Origin of the sequence: Bacillus cabrialesii, assembly GCF_004124315.2 — a bacterium.
In the GTDB taxonomy this organism is placed as follows: Bacteria; Bacillota; Bacilli; order Bacillales; family Bacillaceae; genus Bacillus; species Bacillus cabrialesii.
In genome coordinates, this window is record NZ_CP096889.1 from 1,144,147 (window position 1) to 1,161,102 (window position 16,956).

General features: G+C 42.0%; 19 protein-coding genes. 8 read left to right on the forward strand and 11 right to left on the reverse strand.

Features of this window, described 5'->3' with window-relative positions; translation table 11 throughout:
* The first annotated feature begins 24 nt into the window (after nucleotides 1-24).
* Entirely contained in the window at nucleotides 25-882 is an 858-nt protein-coding gene (locus EFK13_RS05870) for an SDR family oxidoreductase (RefSeq protein WP_064813486.1), read from the forward strand.
* A gap of 27 nt (nucleotides 883-909) precedes the next feature.
* Here EFK13_RS05870 and EFK13_RS05875 read toward each other — a convergent pair whose 3' ends face one another.
* Nucleotides 910-1,143 (reverse strand): IDEAL domain-containing protein, encoded by a 234-nt coding sequence (locus EFK13_RS05875; protein ID WP_003239440.1) that lies wholly within the window; start codon nucleotides 1,141-1,143, stop codon nucleotides 910-912.
* Nucleotides 1,144-1,435: 292 nt separating this feature from the next.
* Between EFK13_RS05875 and comK the strand changes: the two genes are divergently transcribed.
* Nucleotides 1,436-2,014 (forward strand): competence transcription factor ComK, encoded by a 579-nt coding sequence (gene comK / locus EFK13_RS05880; protein WP_064813485.1) that lies wholly within the window; start codon nucleotides 1,436-1,438, stop codon nucleotides 2,012-2,014.
* Between the two features lie 45 nt (nucleotides 2,015-2,059).
* On the opposite strand, the gene EFK13_RS05885 is transcribed toward comK, so the two are convergent.
* The gene (locus EFK13_RS05885) at nucleotides 2,060-2,959 is read right to left on the reverse strand and encodes an SDR family oxidoreductase (RefSeq protein ID WP_129506253.1); all 900 of its coding nucleotides are present in this window, start codon (nucleotides 2,957-2,959) and stop codon (nucleotides 2,060-2,062) included.
* A gap of 206 nt (nucleotides 2,960-3,165) precedes the next feature.
* Between EFK13_RS05885 and EFK13_RS05890 the strand changes: the two genes are divergently transcribed.
* Nucleotides 3,166-3,435 carry an excalibur calcium-binding domain-containing protein gene (locus EFK13_RS05890; protein WP_075745198.1) on the forward strand — a complete coding sequence of 90 codons (270 nt, stop codon included), beginning with the start codon at nucleotides 3,166-3,168 and terminating at the stop codon, nucleotides 3,433-3,435.
* A 42-nt stretch (nucleotides 3,436-3,477) separates the two neighbouring features.
* Here EFK13_RS05890 and EFK13_RS05895 read toward each other — a convergent pair whose 3' ends face one another.
* From EFK13_RS05895 to EFK13_RS05905, 3 genes are all read right to left on the reverse strand, one after another.
* Entirely contained in the window at nucleotides 3,478-4,947 is a 1,470-nt protein-coding gene (locus EFK13_RS05895; RefSeq protein ID WP_129506175.1) for a sodium:solute symporter family protein, read from the reverse strand.
* Nucleotides 4,944-5,144, reverse strand: a complete 201-nt coding sequence (locus EFK13_RS05900; protein ID WP_129506174.1) for a DUF3311 domain-containing protein — start codon at nucleotides 5,142-5,144, stop codon at nucleotides 4,944-4,946. Before EFK13_RS05900 ends, EFK13_RS05895 begins: the two co-directional genes overlap by 4 nt.
* Before the next feature lie 213 nt (nucleotides 5,145-5,357).
* Complete coding sequence (locus tag EFK13_RS05905; protein WP_129506173.1) at nucleotides 5,358-5,720, reverse strand: YhjD family protein; 363 nt, start codon at nucleotides 5,718-5,720, stop codon at nucleotides 5,358-5,360.
* Nucleotides 5,721-5,872: 152 nt separating this feature from the next.
* On the opposite strand from EFK13_RS05905, the gene EFK13_RS05910 reads away from it, so the two are divergent.
* The 4 genes from EFK13_RS05910 (at nucleotide 5,873) to EFK13_RS05925 (ending at nucleotide 9,283) form a co-directional block, all read left to right on the forward strand.
* Entirely contained in the window at nucleotides 5,873-6,496 is a 624-nt protein-coding gene (locus tag EFK13_RS05910; RefSeq protein WP_064813479.1) for a TVP38/TMEM64 family protein, read from the forward strand.
* Between the two features lies 1 nt (nucleotide 6,497).
* Nucleotides 6,498-7,004, forward strand: coding sequence for a signal peptidase I (lepB, locus tag EFK13_RS05915; protein ID WP_129506172.1), 507 nt, complete (start codon nucleotides 6,498-6,500; stop codon nucleotides 7,002-7,004).
* A 176-nt stretch (nucleotides 7,005-7,180) separates the two neighbouring features.
* A complete protein-coding gene (locus EFK13_RS05920; RefSeq protein WP_129506252.1) occupies nucleotides 7,181-8,680 on the forward strand; it encodes a monooxygenase in 1,500 nt (499 codons plus the stop codon).
* 75 nt (nucleotides 8,681-8,755) lie between these two features.
* On the forward strand, nucleotides 8,756-9,283 hold the full coding sequence (locus EFK13_RS05925; RefSeq protein WP_129506251.1) for a MarR family transcriptional regulator: 528 nt from the start codon (nucleotides 8,756-8,758) through the stop codon (nucleotides 9,281-9,283).
* A gap of 129 nt (nucleotides 9,284-9,412) precedes the next feature.
* On the opposite strand, the gene EFK13_RS05930 is transcribed toward EFK13_RS05925, so the two are convergent.
* From EFK13_RS05930 to ntdA, 6 genes are all read right to left on the reverse strand, one after another.
* Nucleotides 9,413-10,765 (reverse strand): IS1182 family transposase, encoded by a 1,353-nt coding sequence (locus EFK13_RS05930; protein WP_129508246.1) that lies wholly within the window; start codon nucleotides 10,763-10,765, stop codon nucleotides 9,413-9,415.
* A 124-nt stretch (nucleotides 10,766-10,889) separates the two neighbouring features.
* Nucleotides 10,890-11,087, reverse strand: coding sequence for a hypothetical protein (locus EFK13_RS05935; protein WP_129506156.1), 198 nt, complete (start codon nucleotides 11,085-11,087; stop codon nucleotides 10,890-10,892).
* A gap of 272 nt (nucleotides 11,088-11,359) precedes the next feature.
* Complete coding sequence (gene glcP / locus EFK13_RS05940) at nucleotides 11,360-12,565, reverse strand: glucose/mannose transporter GlcP (protein WP_129506155.1); 1,206 nt, start codon at nucleotides 12,563-12,565, stop codon at nucleotides 11,360-11,362.
* A 70-nt stretch (nucleotides 12,566-12,635) separates the two neighbouring features.
* Entirely contained in the window at nucleotides 12,636-13,688 is a 1,053-nt protein-coding gene (gene ntdC, locus EFK13_RS05945) for a glucose-6-phosphate 3-dehydrogenase NdtC (protein ID WP_129506154.1), read from the reverse strand.
* A gap of 16 nt (nucleotides 13,689-13,704) precedes the next feature.
* Complete coding sequence (gene ntdB / locus EFK13_RS05950) at nucleotides 13,705-14,550, reverse strand: kanosamine-6-phosphate phosphatase (protein ID WP_129506153.1); 846 nt, start codon at nucleotides 14,548-14,550, stop codon at nucleotides 13,705-13,707.
* Entirely contained in the window at nucleotides 14,522-15,847 is a 1,326-nt protein-coding gene (gene ntdA / locus EFK13_RS05955; protein ID WP_129506152.1) for a 3-dehydro-glucose-6-phosphate--glutamate transaminase, read from the reverse strand. Before ntdA ends, ntdB begins: the two co-directional genes overlap by 29 nt.
* A gap of 105 nt (nucleotides 15,848-15,952) precedes the next feature.
* On the opposite strand from ntdA, the gene ntdR reads away from it, so the two are divergent.
* Nucleotides 15,953-16,942, forward strand: a complete 990-nt coding sequence (gene ntdR / locus EFK13_RS05960) for an NTD biosynthesis operon transcriptional regulator NtdR (RefSeq protein WP_129506151.1) — start codon at nucleotides 15,953-15,955, stop codon at nucleotides 16,940-16,942.
* Nucleotides 16,943-16,956 lie beyond the last annotated feature (14 nt).

Consider the following 16,956-nt stretch of genomic DNA (forward strand, 5'->3'; position numbering starts at 1 on the left):
TAAGGTTGAAAAGGAGTGATTTCATTGGCGAATCAAAAAAAGAAAACATTGCCGCCTCAGCACCAGAACCAGCAGCCGGGCTTTGAATATCTCATGGATCCCCGTCCGGTTTTTGATAAGCCGAAGAAAGCGAAAAAATTAGAGGGCAAAACCGCAATTATTACTGGAGGAGACAGCGGAATAGGACGCGCTGTATCGGTGTTATTCGCAAAAGAAGGGGCGAATGTGGCCATTGTGTATTTGAACGAGCATCAGGATGCCGAGGAAACAAAGCAGTATGTAGAAAAGGAAGGGGTAAAATGTCTGCTGATTGCAGGAGATGTCGGAGATGAAGCGTTTTGCAATGATGTGGTCAGACAGGTAAGCCAAGCGTTTCCGTCCATTGATATATTGGTCAACAATGCTGCTGAGCAGCATGTCCAGCCCGGCATTGAAAAAATCACAAGCCACCAGCTGATCAGAACCTTTCAAACGAACATTTTCTCCATGTTTTACTTAACAAAGGCGGTGCTGCCTCATTTGAAAAAGGGCAGCTCTATCATTAATACCGCGTCAATTACCGCCTATAAAGGGAGTAAAACGCTGATCGATTACTCAGCGACAAAAGGAGCGATCGTTACGTTTACAAGGTCCCTTTCACAGTCGCTTGTCCAGCAGGGCATACGGGTCAACGCAGTAGCGCCGGGCCCCATTTGGACACCGCTTATTCCGGCCAGCTTTGCCGCGAAGGATGTGGAAGTGTTTGGTTCAGATGTGCCAATGGAACGCCCGGGCCAGCCGGTGGAAGTGGCGCCAAGCTATTTATACCTTGCCAGCGATGATTCCACATATGTCACAGGACAGACGATTCACGTCAATGGCGGAACGATTGTGAATGGGTAATAAAAAGCCAATCCTAAAAGGATTGGCTTATTCGCTCTGTTTGAGCGCTGCATATTCTTTAGAGAGCGTGAGAAACGCATCTTTATCTTTTTCGTCCAAGGCTTTGTTGATTTGGTCCGTCAGCATGGCCAGCCGACGCTTATACAAGGATTCATCGAGCACCATTTGAATGTAGACATCCGTCATTGTGACATCAAATTCTTTTGTTTTTTGCGTGTTGCGGGACTTCATGAGCTCAGTGTACGATTTTTTCTCTTTCATAAAGAATCCCCCCAATGCCTTTTTTATAGTATATGGATAACGGTCTAAAAAATCAATAAATTTTTATAATTTTTAGACAACTAATACTTGGCAATCTATCGACATATCCTGCAAAATGCCGTAAGCCGGACGATTATATGAATGTAAAATCGGTTTATTACTAGTAATTTAGAACCAATAAATATTGAAGAAAGATGATTTTAGCTTATTTGGTAAAAAAACCTGTCGTTTTATAAAAACAGATGATAGATTATTAGTATAAATTTTGCAGAAAAAGGATGGAGGCCATAATATGAGTCAGAAAACAGACGCACCTTTAGAATCGTATGAAGTAAACGGCGAAACCATTGCCGTGCTGCCAGAAGAAATTGACGGCAAAATCTGTTCCAAAATTATTGAAAAAGACTGCGTGTTATACGTCAGCATGAAGCCGCTGCAAATTGTCGACAGAAGCTGCCGTTTTTTCGGATCAAGCTATGCGGGAAGAAAAGCGGGAACTTATGAAGTGACAAAAATTTCACACAAACCGCCGATCATGGTGGACCCTTCGAACCAAATCTTTTTATTCCCTACACTTTCTTCGACAAGACCCCAATGCGGCTGGATTTCCCATGTGCATGTGAAAGAATTTAAACCGACTGAATTCGACGATACGGAAGTGACGTTTTCGAACGGGAAAACGATGGAGCTGCCGATCTCCTGCAATTCGTTCGAAAACCAGGTTTACCGGACAGCATGGCTCAGAACCAAATTCCAAGACCGTATCGAACACCGTGTGCCAAAACGGCAGGAATTTATGCTGTATCCAAAGGAAGAGCGGACGAAGATGATTTATGATTTTATTTTGCGTGAGCTCGGGGAGCGGTATTAGTAAATAGAAAGGAGCTGACCGAACAAGGCAGCTCCTTCTCCTGCTTTAGGCCGTCGGAATTCCGCCGGTGATGCCATATACCTGAGATGTCACATAACTTGAATTCTCTGAAGCTAAGAATACATAAACATCTGCCAACTCTGCTGGCTGTCCAGCGCGGTTTAGCGGTGATGGCGGCGTGCCTTGGCCGAATTTCGGGATGTTTTCCGTCGGCTGACCTCCGGATATCTGCAGCGGCGTCCAAATTGGCCCAGGCGCAACTGAATTCACTCTGATGCCTTTGGAAGCCAGCTGTTTTCCAAGTCCGACGGTAAAGCCGATAATGGCGTTTTTCGTTGCAGCGTAATCTAACAGCATCGGGCTCGGATTGTAGCCTTCAACTGAGGTAGTGGTAATAATTGATGCGCCCTTCGGCAATAACGGAAGTGCCGCTTTTATAACCCAGTAAAGGGAAAAGACGTTCACTTCAAATGTTTTATAGATTTGTTCAGTAGGCAGGTCTTCGATATTTTCGACCGCTTGCTGTTTGCCGGCAACGAGCGCCAATACATCCAGTCCGCCGAGTTCCTGATGCGCCTGTTTGACTAGATCCCGGCAAAAGGACTCGTCGCTCAAATCTCCGGGGATCAGCACTGCTTTTCGTCCCTCTGCTTCGATCAGTTCTTTCACCTCTTCAGCATCCGGCTGTTCCGCAGGCAAGTAGTTAATGGCCACATCGGCGCCTTCTCGGGCGTAAGCAATCGCGGCAGCGCGGCCGATACCGGAATCGCCGCCGGTGACAAGGGCTTTTCGGCCGGTTAGTTTACCTGATCCTTTGTAGCTTTTTTCTCCGCAATCCGGCACCGGCTTCATGTTCTTTTGCAGGCCGGGAGGTTCTTGATATTGTTCAGGAAATTCATCGTGTAAAAATGCTGTTAAAGGATTGCTAAGATTAGAATCAGACATCATCAATGCTCCTTTTCTGTTTGGTGTACATTCGTACGTGTACCCCTGAGCATATAGAGAAAAACATGTTTTGGCAGTTTGAATGCCGAAAGACGAGAAAAAACCAGCTCTTCTTCCATATTTATCTTGTCAAATATGACTATATGAATTATGATAAAATCCAGCTACAAAAAACTAAATATTGGATATAAGGGGAGTATATCGTCATGAAAAAAGCGGCGGCGGTTTTGTTGTCACTTGGTCTCGTTTTCGGTTTTTCATACGGAGCTGGCCATGTGGCGGAAGCCAAAACAAAGGTGAAGGTCTATAAGAACTGCAAAGAGTTAAACAAAGTATACAAAGGCGGGGTGGCCCGCACGTCGAAGGTGAAAAATAAAGGCGGAAAAACGAAGTACAAGCCTTACGTCTCTAAGGCGCTTTATGATGCCAATAAAAAACGCGACCGCGATAAAGATTTAATCGCCTGCGAGCGTTAAACAAGAAAAAGCAATCTGATGTCCAGATTGCTTTTTTATGATTTACGCCGCCTGGTCAGCCGCAGCGCTTTTCGCTTTTCTTGTCACAAAGCTTACTGCCGCCATGACGGTGATGTTCAAAAGCAGGGCGACTATGCCGACATTTACATCTTTTGCGGCTTGCGGCAGCGCGGGAAATAAAGTGCCGATCGTCGTTTCCGTCAATGTAATATAAGAAACCGCTCCGACACCTGCAATGATGCCGCAGAAAGCTCCTTGCTTCGTCACCGGATTGTGCTTGAACAGGCTGAACAAAAGGGCCGGGAATAATTGTGTGACAAGGCTGTAGCCCATCAATAGCAGCGTAACGATGGTATTTCCGCCTTTGAAGGTAAAGTACACCGAAATCAGCGCGATCACCGGCACTAAAAATTTAGCAAGCGCCGATACTTGCTGTTCTGTCGTGCGGGGTGCGAACACTTTGTACACATTTTTTGCGAACAGCGTGGAGGCGGACATTAAGATCATAGACCCCGGCACAAGCGCCGTCAGCAGTCCGGCAGCGCCGATAATCCCGACAAACCAAGGGTCAAATGTTTGCAAAGACAGCCTCAAAAGCGATAGGTCCCCGTCTGCGCCTTTCAAACCCGGAACTTGCAGAATAGCCGCAAAGCCGACGAAAAGGACGAAGAGCAGGACCAGCTGGTATAAAGGCATAATGATGGCGTTTTTGCGAAACACTTTTGGGTTTTCGGCTGAATACGAAGCGGAAAACGTATGAGGCCACATGTAAAATCCAAGCGCTGTCAAGAGCACGGTTGAACTGAACCATGCCGCACTTTGTCCCGTTTCGGGAAGCGTAAGAAATCCGGGCTTTGCGGTTTCAATCTGCTGAAACATGTCTTGGAATCCGCCGTAGTAATGAATGGGCAAATAGATACCTAAAAACAGAACGACAACCAAAATCATGATGTCTTTCACAACTGATATCCAGGCAGACCCGTGAATGCCGGACACCATAACATAAACCGTGATGGAAATGGCGCCGATCCAGATGGCGGCGGCCGGAGAGATTTTGCCGTACGACGTTTCCGATACAATCAGCCCAAGGCCTTTCAGCTGCAGCACAAGATAGGGAATAAGAGCGGCGATACCTACCAGTGAGACGAGTACGCCAAGCAGCGGGCTGTTATACTTTTTGGTGAAAAAATCAGACTGCGACATCAGCTTATGTTGTTTCGCGTATGTCCAAACCGCAGGCAGGAGCCAATAAGAAAGGATGTAGGCCAGACAGCCGTAGGCGATGATGTAAAATGCCGGTCCGCCTTTCCCGTAAGCCCAGCCGCTGCCGCCGAGAAACGTAAATGTGGTGTAAATTTCGCCAGCCATTAATAAGAAGACGAATACGGTTCCGAAGCCGCGGCCTCCAACCGTCCACTGCTCAAGGTTCATGTCTTTACCTTTTTGGGCGCGTATGCCGAGAAAAATGCTCAAGAGCAGGACGCCGAAAATGATGATGAGTGCTGCGTTCATTCTGCTTCCTCCTTTTTATTTTCGTTGTCGAGGACATACACAACCGCCATCAACGCAGAGGTCAAAAGAGCCCATATCACGATATAGGCAAGAATAAACGGCATGCCAAACACATAGGGAGTCACTTTATTTGCAAAAGGGATGCCGAGTAAGATTCCGATAAAGGGCAAAGCGGCGAGAACGTGAATCAGTTTCATAGAATCCTCCTTCAATTTAGGGTGGGGTGTGCCGCAATGAAAATCATGTCGCAGGTGCAGCGGCACATGTCATTTTTTGGGGTGAAAGTCTGTGGTACGAATTATAATTAAATTTATTTTGTTTGTATAGTGTGAATTGTCTGAAATTTAATAACGGAATTACCCGAAGAGGACACGGGCAGTCTTGGGGGGATGCAGAATGAGTCTAAAGACTCATGGATTGTGGGGCGCAAATAAATAGAACGTTAATAATTCGCTTACCTGCTCCCGGATTCGCGGATTAAAATAGCGGTGCTTTTCTTCATAACCATCGATCACAAATACATAAAGCGTAAAAGCCTCATCGCGTTCCGCCTCGTGAATCACAATTTTTCTTTTTCTCAGCTCTTTTCTGACCTCCATCAAATCCTTTTGTGCTATTTTTAATGATTCGCTGATAAGCTGTTTATAAGGATGCTTCAATTTTAAAGTGCTTTGCTCAATTCCGGCGAGATCACGATTTAAAATCGTGATGGCCATGGGCAAGAAGAGCGCCCGTTCAATGAAATCGTATATTTCCTCCTGAAGTTTCGGCATGCTGACTCCTTCTTTCTGACAGGAACGTTTGTTCTATATGTATTCTATATCGGCTGGTGAAATGTTTCAAGACAGAAAAAATCACCAAAACTTTTTAGTTTTCTGCTGATAATGTGTAGAATAAGGATAGACAAACCCGGTAAGGAGTATAAATGTTGGAGCATTTTTTATCCTATTTGACACAAGAACATTTAACTGAATTATTTCAAAGCTACAGGGCTTTAGGTCCGCTTATTGCTGTGCTGCTGCCTTTAATTGAAGCATTTCTCCCGTTTTTGCCGCTGATCGTGTTTGTAGTGGCGAATACGAATTCGTTTGGCTTGTGGGAGGGGTTCATCCTGTCTTGGGCGGGATCAACTGCTGGTTCTATTCTCGTGTTTTTGATTGTCCGTCAATATGGACAGAGAAGATTGCTTGGATTTATCCGCAGTCACCCGTCGGTCAGAAAGCTCATGTTGTGGGTGGAAAGACACGGCTTTGGTCCTATGTTTCTTCTGCTTTGTTTTCCGTTTACACCGTCAGCCGCGGTGAATGTTGTTGCCGGTTTGTCAAGGATCGGAACGCGGCCGTTTATTTTGGCGGCAGCCTCGGGAAAGCTTGTCATGATTTTTATGATCAGCTTCATCGGATATGATCTGCACGCGCTGATCACACAGCCGATTCGAACGGTCATTGCCGTACTGGTGATTTTGGTCTTATGGTATGTCGGCAAAAAGGTAGAGCGGTACCTGCATGTGAGAGCCAGTCAGCGTGAGCGTGATGGAGGGAGACAGTAACATGAAAAAACGGTTTTGGTTTCTTGCCGGTGTAGTGTCCGTCGTTCTCGCCATTCAGGTTAAAAATGCCGTCTTCATTGATTACAAGGTGGAAGGCGTCAGTATGAACCCGACCTTTCAGGAAGGGAACGAATTGTTGGTCAATAAATTTTCGCATCGATTTAAAACCATCCATCGTTTTGATATTGTCCTTTTTAAAGGCCCTGATCAAAAAGTGCTGATTAAGCGGGTTATTGGCTTGCCCGGTGAATCGATCAAATATAAAGATGATCAGCTGTATGTGAACGGAAAGCATGTTGCTGAGCCATTTTTAAAGCATTTGAAATCTGTTTCTGCCGGAAGCCATGTAACGGGTGATTTCACCTTGAAAGATGTGACAGGAACAAGCAAGGTGCCGAAAGGGCAATATTTTGTCGTTGGAGATAATCGCATATACAGCTTCGACAGCCGGCATTTTGGTCCGATAAGAGAAAAAAATATTGTCGGTGTGATTTCCGATGCTGAATAAAAAGACGCCAATTGAAGGGCGTCTTTTTTGTGCTTGTTTGGAAAAAATATGTTGAAGAAAAATTTGTAAGGAGCTATAATCAATATTGTTACGTGTGTAACAAAAATATACTTGCATTTTAGTATGAGTGTATTTTCAAAGGGTTCATAATCGTTTTAAGTAAAACAAAAGGAGTGATAGCGATGAATGTTGAAGCTGTGATTATAGGGGGAGGGCCGGTCGGATTTATGCTGGCCTCCGAGCTTGCGATGGCCGGGGTGAAGACATGTGTGATTGAGCGGCTTGAAAAGCCTGTTCCGCATTCCAAGGCGTTGACGCTGCATCCCCGCACGCTGGAGCTTCTTGAGATGAGAGGGCTGCTGGAGCGTTTCGTATCCAAGGGAAGCAAGATACCATCCGGGCACTTTTCGATGCTGGATACCCGTCTTGATTTTTCTGGATTAGATACGAGCTGTCCTTACACGCTTTTGCTTCCGCAGGCCAAAACAGAGCAGCTGCTTGAGGAACATGCACGAAGCTTGGGGGCAGAGGTGTTTCGAGGAGCAGAGGCGCTGACGGTTACGCAAAACGGGGCAGAGGTGCAAACGATTTTCAAGGATCGGGACGGCAGTGTGCGGACGGTCACAAGCCAGTTTGCCGTTGGTGCCGATGGAGCCGGAAGTATCGTCCGGAAACAGGCTCGAATTGAGTTTCCGGGAACAGACAGCACCGTCACCGCCGCCCTTGCAGATGCGGCGCTCCTTTCTCCGCCGCCGTCAGGCGTGCTGTCCCTTTGCACAAAAGAGGGCGGTGTCATGATCGTTCCGCTTTCTCCGAACCAATACCGAATCGTCGTGGTCAGCCCTTATCGCACGCAGACGCCGAAGGATGTGCCAGTCTCTGAGGAGGAGCTGAAAGCTGATCTCATACGAATCTGCGGGACTGACTTCGGTCTAACAGAGCCTTCGTGGATGTCGCGGTTCGGGAATGCCGCGCGCCAAGCGAAGCGGTATCGGGACGGCAGAATCTTTCTTGCGGGTGATGCCGCGCATATTCATTTTCCAGCAGGCGGCCAAGGACTGAATGTCGGCCTTCAGGATGCAATGAACCTCGGGTGGAAGCTGGCAGCGGCTGTGAAGGGCACTGCGCCATTATGGCTTTTGGACAGCTACCATGAGGAGCGGCACCCTGCTGCTGAAGGGCTTCTGAGAAACACGGAGGCACAGACGAAGCTGATCGATTTCTCTCAAGCAGGCCTTCATTTGCGAAGTATGATGTCTGAGCTGCTTGCCTTCCCTGAAGTAAATCGATATATAGCGGGGCAAATTTCTGCGCTCGATGTCAGGTATGAAGCTGATCCCGATATGCCGCCGCATCGTTTGAACGGGTCAAGGCTTCCTGACATGGAGCTGATTCTTCCCGACGGCAGTTCAGGACGGCTGTACAGCTTTCTCCAAAATGGGACATTCGTTTTGCTGTCATTGATACAAGAAGCTGATGATCATAGCCGAATAAAAGGCTTACGCACGGTAACCGCCTCGCTTGCAGAACCAGATGGGAAATTGCGGGACGTCCATACAATATTGATTCGCCCTGATGGACATGTTGCCTGGGCGGTTGATGCATCGGCGCCCGATTATGCCTATGTAATTCAAACTGGTCTCGGACGCTGGCTTTCCGTCACCAGCCGGGTGTGACGCAATTCGATTGTTTCATCTGTAACAAAACGGTATGATAGAAGAAACAATCGAATGGAAAAGGTGAAAAACCCGATGAACACAGATCATACGAAACACAATCTTTTTGAATTGTATGCGGAGCTCATTCACCAGCAGGAGAAATGGGAGGGGCTCATTAAAGCTTTTTTGGCTGACGAATTGAAGAAGCTTGATGCCGAGCACGGGAGCAAATCTCAATTGTCAATGACAGAAATTCATGTTCTTTCTTGTGTTGGAGACAATGAGCCGATCAATGTCACGGCGATAGCAGAAAAAATGAATACGACAAAAGCGACAGTGTCGCGCATCAGTACAAAATTGCTCGGCGCAGGCTTCCTTCACAGAACTCAGCTCAGCGATAATAAAAAGGAAGTTTACTTTCGTTTGACGCCTGCTGGGAAAAAACTGCATGGGCTGCACAAGTATTATCATCAGAAGGTTCAGCAGCGTTTTCTGTCATTTTTTGACCGGTATACAGAGGAAGAGATTCTTTTTGCGGAACGGCTGTTTCGTGATCTCGTGACAAAATGGTATCCGTCGTCAGAAGAAATAGAAGAGGGTCTGCACAGCGTTTTTAAATAAAAAACACGCACTGAGGTGCGTGTTCAGCTTGTAGAGAAAACGATGTTTTTCTCCACAAGCTTTTTTGTTTTATGCTGTTTCTTTAGATTTTCATCAGGTTTCAGATGCAGAAAAAGCGCTCCCACATGCCTAGCCTTGCTTGGCTAGGTATGTGGCAATCTTCTTCATGTTCTGGCATGCGGCTGTGAGAAGAACTTGTTCACTCACATTTCGTTTCCCCCTCAACCTGCAATAGCGAAGCCCGTGCAGCTGTTTTGAATCTGCAAAGCTTCGCTCTATTTTTTCTTTTCTTTTTTTGTAGAGGTTTTTTCCTGAAACAGACAAGCGATTTTGTCTGACCTTTTCTTTATGATCTTCCCATACATGCCGAGTAATCACTTTCTGCCGATTCTTTGATTTTGTACAGTTCCCAAGCAGCCGGCATGAGGAACATATTTCAGGATTTGATTTATATGACCGGTAGCCTTTTCGGTCAGTTGTTGAGTATGTAAGTGTTTGCTGGTTCGGGCAAATGTAACTGTCTTTCTCACTGTCATAATGAAACTTCCATTTTGGAAACAAGCCTCTGGTAGGGTGATATCGTCTATGGGCAATAACGCCAAAAATATGGCGGTCAGCTAATCCTTTACAGATGGGAGTCGTTAAATAACCAGAATCAAGGGCGACGGCTTCTACTTGAAAACCAAATCGTGCGATTTGGTGATCCAATCGGTCAAGATAGGGCACAGAATCATGGACATTTCCGGGTGTGACATAGGCATCGGTGATAATGTTGTATTTCATATCTGTTGTGCGGTGATCTAAATAGAAAAAACCTTCTGGTTTGTTTTCGCGATACAGATAGCCACTTTCCGGATCGGTTGTACTGTGGCGGATCTCTTTTTCAGCTTTCACCTCCTCTTTGGCTGTTAATGGCTTTTTTCCGTGTTCCTCCCGATCCTCTTGTATGGCTTCATTTAAATCCTTGATATAGTTTTGTGTATCCTGCGCTATTGTTTTTCTTGTGTATTTATGCTTGTTGGCATTGGCTTTCAGATGAGTGGAATCAGTGAATAGGACACGTCCGCCCACCATGTCATGATTGATGGCCTGAAGAACGATCTCATCAAAAATGTCTTGGAAGATGGTTGTATCTTTAAAGCGTGTGCGTCTGTTCCAGCTGATGGTCGAGTGGTGCGGAACTGGGTCATTGATATTCAGTCCCAAAAACCATCTGTACGCCATATTGTAGTAAATTTCTTTTTCGAGCTGCCTTTCTGAACGGATACCGTAGAGGTAGCCGATAAACATCATTTTGAATAAAATTAGTGGATCAAGTGAGGGGCGGCCTTTGTTTTCGCTGTAGTAAGGCTTAACCTTTTCAATGATAAAAGAGAAGTCTATGTATTTATCAATTTTTCGAAGCAGATGATCCTCTTCGACCAGTTGGTCAAGCAGAACAAATTCGGCTGTGTTTTGAGAAGAATTTCTTGTGTGGAACATAAGAAAGACACCGTCCTTTTTAGTCTTTCTTTTATTTTATTACAGGAGAATGGATATTTTAAGGAAAAATAAAGGCTGTCGAGATTTTCTCGACAGCCTGAACACGCACTGAGGTGCGTGTTTTTCACGTTTCTTCTTTCTTTTTCAGGATGGTGAGGTAAATCAAATTTCCTCCGGCTAAAATCGTAAGCGGCAGTCCAGGGGAGCCGGATGTCACTACATTATAAATCAGCCAGATTCCTAAGCATATTCCATAATATAAGTGCATTGTCTTCTCTGGATTGCCGCGCAGAAAACCCTCCTTAAAGATCTTTTTCATCATAACGCCCCTATTAATTTTAAGATTTCTCCTTTATTTTACATGTATCTCCGGTTAATCTCAAAATTTATCTTTGGCTTTAGATGCTTCCTCAAAATATTTCGAGGCAATTTTTGGAATTATCTTTCTTTTCAAAGGGTACATCTGCGTTTTCTGATAACTCTGCCGCGTCTGGCCGCAATTTCTTGATGTTCAACTATGGGCTTCTCTTATGTCATGAAATCACATATATTTACCTACGATATGTCTATTAGTATCTTTCATTTACACGTTTTTTACTGTGTTTTTGAAGCTTTGCTTTCAAGTGAAATAGGGTCTTCGGTTTTAGTTCTCCTAATCTTTACAGAAATACCTACTAGAATGACCGCCATAGTTGTAAATATTCCCATAGTTAATAAGATCGTATCCTGATTCAAACTCCATCCAATTAAGAAAGAGATTATCGCTCCTCCGAAACTTGCCGAAGCAATAAATAAACTTGTAACTTCGTCAATGTACTTCTGAATCATGATTGATGCTAGTGTTAAAGCAATGGGAAATATGCCCGCTATACTTAGACCAATCAAAAATGTGCCACCCAATTGAAGTATCGGGTTACTTATATAAGAGAAGGCAATCAACAAAACAATTAAACAACTACAACTAAATAGGAGGTACTTAGAAAAATCAAGCCTACTACTTACTAAACCAATCAGTATTCTTCCTATGATTATCCCTACCCAGAAAAAGGAGACGCTTATAAGACTAATTTGTTCATTGTCTTGGTTTATCATGATTGAAGGTAAAAAGTTGGCAAAATTTGTTTCGATTCCAGCATATAGGAAAGCGAAAAATACAAAAAAGCCTAATTGCTTTGATTTTTTTCTATCTCCTATAAAGTATTGAAATGCTCCTACATTTGGCAAGGTCACTTGCTGAATAGCACTTTTAGCGTATTTTCGGTTCTTGGATAAGAAAATGAACCAACCTACTAATAAAACGAACAAAAAAGTGAATATGCAGTAATACGGTAAATACCAGTTATTGATATTGATGAAAGAATTAATTAATAATGGGAAAGATAAAGCGCCTAATCCAAAGAGGACTTCCAACTTACTCATTTTTTCTGCATTGCTATCGAAATTAGCAATAACAAAGGAACCAACTGTCGTTTCTAATGTACCTGCTCCATATCCTAAGAGAAAAGCCATTACAACAATGTAATACCAATCCTTCGTTAGAAAAAAGATACTTAACGCTGCGAGCATTATTGTCAAAGCTAAAGTAAGTGTCCTAAAGTGACTGTATTTCTTAATCATTAACGGCGCGATTAATACTCCGCTTAGGAATCCAGTAAACTGAAAGAAAATGATGACCGAAATATCATCTGTTGTCTTGTTAAATGCCTCTAATAGAAATGGTGTCAAACTTCCTGTTGATATATGGATAATACCTACTGTGAAAAAGAAAGCATATCCAAATAAATATGTCCCTCTTAACATTATCTACACCCCTACATTAAAAAGCAGGAAAATAAATTCCTGCTTTTTTAGTAACTTCTCTTTTCGAATACTAATTAACTGCTAAAACATTCATTGTTTGAGAGTTGCTATCTTTCTCAAAGAACATTTCTAATACTTCCTGAGATCTAAAACCATCGTTAAAAGAAGGGATCTCAATCCATTCTTTCTGAGTTGATGCAATCCAATTGATTAACTCGCTTCTAAAAGAATCAGCCCAACCATAAAATTCGTTTGGCGGATCGTTTAATAGACTTTGCGGTACTGGGCAGTCTACCACGTTCAAGCCATCTATGAGCTTGTAAACGCGAGGGTTGCCTGTGTGGTATTTAAACTCTTTTTTGTGTCCAACTACCTCAATGCTAAAACCACAGTCTTCAGGTACAGAGCATTTTGATGTGATGATATTTACAAATACCTTATTCTTCAATTGACCATAAATTTCTGCATAGTCATCTACAAGTACCTGTTTATCCTCTTTTGTTTTTACATTTGTGTTCATCTTTGCCCTTACTGATTCCGGGATGAAATCACTCTCAAACAAATACCATACCATGTCGATAAGGTGAATACCCAGATCCCCCAATGATCCACTAGTCTTTTTACTATTAGCGTCATCTCTCCAAGTAAACTTCTTACGTCTAATTGCACTATTTTTCTTAAAGTGTGCTTTTATAGACAATATGTTACCTAGTTCATTATTTATAATTAAGCTTTTTAAGATATTTACATAAGACAAATATCTATAATTAAATCCCATACTAGCTCTTACGTCTAACCTTTCAGCCGTATCTTTCATTAAGCTTGCTTCCTCAAGAGAAATAGCCATAGGTTTTTCACACAATACATGCTTATGTTTTGCTAATGCCTGCAAAGCATGTTCTTTATGGCAAAAGTTTGGAGATGCTACAATTAATCCTTCTGAGACATCAATTAGTTCATCCACATTTTCATATGTCTTTCCGCCGAAAGTTTTAACAAAGCTTTCCGCATTTTGTTGATTTATGTCATACACGCCTACTAACTCTGCATTTTTTATTGTAGATAAAGCGGTTGCGTGCGCTCTTGCAATACCACCTGCACCTATAATGCCAATTTTCTTCATGTCTATTTCCTCCTCATTATCCAATTAATTTTTTTAAAGTATTAGTAATTCCTTTTGAGTACTCACTATCAGTTATAAGTTGGTGCAAGTTTTTGGCTTCTTGTGTTGCATTTTTTAGTAGATATCCATTCCCTACTGCCTGTAACATACGAACATCATTTCCGCTATCTCCAAATGCGATAGCATTTTCGGTATTTAGGTTATGTTTCTCTAACATAAACTTAACAATTTCCTTCTTTCCTGTTCCCACAGGTATAAAATCTACATCATAGCTGTCTTCTGGATCACCTGCTAAGGGATTACAGCGATTTATATTCACTGAAACGCCGTATTCCTCGCAGATCTTTTCAATTGCTAATAGGTTTTTCTTGTCGTTTATTTCATCTTGTTCCTGATAGTAGAAGTTATGCTTATACCGTGACTTTCCTAATTGCGTTTGAGGATTCAAAAGAATGTTATGATGTTCATGTAGCTGTTTCACAAGTTTTTCAATCTTTTCTTTACTAAAACCTTCATTTATGCGACTGTTCCACTCATTATCTTGCTGTCCGAAGTTATGCTCTGAAAAGTACGTGATTTCAGTTCCAAGATCACTAGCTATAAAATGCGGGAAATATCTAAATTTTCCTCGTTCCATTTTATCGAGAATAGATTCTATACTACTCCCAGTAACCCATCCGATTAGCAGTTCCCCATCTTTACTTTTTTGTTCTAGGTAGTCTTCGAGTTCATATATGTCTTGTTGTTTCTGTTCGTCGATTGTATGCGGATAATACGTTTCGTCAAAATCACAAAAAACAATATACTTAGGATGTTCAACCTTGGATAACGTTTTATACTCCGGCTTTTTGCTTAATAACATTAAACAGCCCCTCCATTACTCTGTCTTGCTCTTCTAAAGTAAATGATGGATATAAAGGCAAATGCAGTACCTGACTATGAGCCTTTTCCGTATGAACCAATTGGAGGTTTGTATACTTGTCCCGTACTAAAGGAGTTTTTTGCATATGAGACAGTATTGGATAATATACATCTGTCTGTACACCAAAATCTTCATTTAATTTCGTCATGATATCTGTCCTGTCTTCTGTTCGTACTTTAATAGGAAACAGATGCCATACATGATCTTCGCTTAATTCCGGCAATTCAATAAGGCCTTTATTCTGTAACTCTGCTAATTGAGTAATGTATCTATCCGCCAAGAACAGTCTTTTAAAATTGTTTAATGAAAGATACTTCATTCTCTCTAAACCAATTGCTGCCTGTAAATTGTCCATTTTTGAATTAAATCCAAAATTGATGACTTTCTGATTTTTTACATTTACTTCAAAACCATGATAACTAAATTGAATGCATTTGTTAGCGAGTTCTTCATTGTCGGTTGCTATTGCCCCAGCCTTACCACATACACCAAAATTCTTATATGGATTAAAACTTAATGTAGTTATGTCCGCATACTTTCCTAAGTCTGTCAGTCCAATTCCTTGGCAAGCATCTTCAATTACTTTCAAGTTATAACGATTTGCGATTTGACGGATATGCTTCATGTCTGAATGTTTTCCGTATAAATGCACAGGGAGAATAAATTTTGTATAAGGAGTTATTGCTTCCTCAATTTTGTTAGGATCGATGCAGAATGTTTGCGGGTTAATATCTACATAGACAGGAACGCCTCCCAAAGCTAACACAGCATTTTCAGTAGCTGCAAAGCTATTAGCCGGCATGATAACTCCATCACCTCGGTTTAACCCTAAAGCTAATAATCCTATCATAATAGCATCCGTTCCGCTGCTGGTTGCAATTACATACCTTTTATGTAAATATGTAGATAAAACTTCTTCGAATTGCTCTAAATAGGAACCACTCGTAAATTTTCCAGTTGGCAAAACTGCAGTTAACGTATTTAAGATATCAGCCACTTCATCATTGGTTATTAATCTGTCTACAGGCATAAAAGGGACTTTACTGATTTCACGATTTTTTTGGTAGTTGAAAAGGTCATTTTCAATATCTGTATTTTCTTTTAATACTTGTTTCCATCGCTCGTTTGCAATACTGTCTTCAATAACAAGTTCTTTTCCTTGCATGTCACCTTTTAAGTTTTTTAGCAATAACATGTTTTCTTTACTTTTACCTGAAACTCTAACCTGTTTTTGCATGAACAGTACCTCCAATGATTTTTATAATCTGGAAAATTTGATACAAATTTATCCTAATTTCTGAAACCGATAACATGTCAATAACTTTTTTGAGGAAGGGAAAATATGCCTACAATTGATGAGATAGCAAGATTATGCAACGTGTCTAAAACCACAGTATCAAGAGTATTGAATAATCATCCTTATGTATCAAAAGAAAAAAGAGATATGATTTTAAAGGCAATTAACGAACTTGATTACACTCCCAATTATTTAGCTCGGAATTTTAGGAGAAATAAGACACAAACGATAGCTTTATCGGTTCCAAGTATCGACCATCCATTTTTTGCTCAATTAATAAAAGGGGTTTCTCATGAGGCACTGTTTAGGAATTACAAGGTAGTTGTATTTCAAACCTTTTATGACAAACAGACAGAGCTGGAATTATTAGAGTTATTGAAACATAAAGAAGTTGATGGCATTATTCTTGGAACTTTAGAAAATGAATGGGAGAAGATCTCCCCTTTTTTAAAGTATGGTCCTATCCTATTATGTAATGAATATCATCACTCAGCGGACATCACGATCATTGGGTATGATGAATTTGAAGCCGCATACATGGGGGTAGTACATTTAATTGAAAGAGGCCATAAAAAAATTGGATTTTGTTTTGATACTCCATATAGCGAAGCTCAATGTCAGAGGAAAGAGGGTTACTTGAAAGCTTTACAAGATTACAATTTACAGCATAGAAACGAATGGATATTCGGCGAAATGTTTAATATCGAGGATGGCTTTCGTGTTTTTGATAAGATAAAGGATCTAAAGGACAGACCCTCAGCCATATTTACAGGAAATGATCAAGTCGCCGCAGGGATTATTAAACAGGCGATAACAAAAGGCTTTCAAGTTCCAGAAGACTTAGCTGTAATTGGTTTTGACAACCAATTGATTTGCCAAGTAGTGACTCCGACCATAACAACAATTGATATTCCCATAGTAGAATTAGGCCAACAGGCTGTGTTGAAAATAATCGAGTCTATTTCGGGTAACACTTCTTTAAACAGAAAAATTATTAAACTGCCAACAAAGCTTATTATAAGAGAATCAACGTAACTTTAGATTTTCAC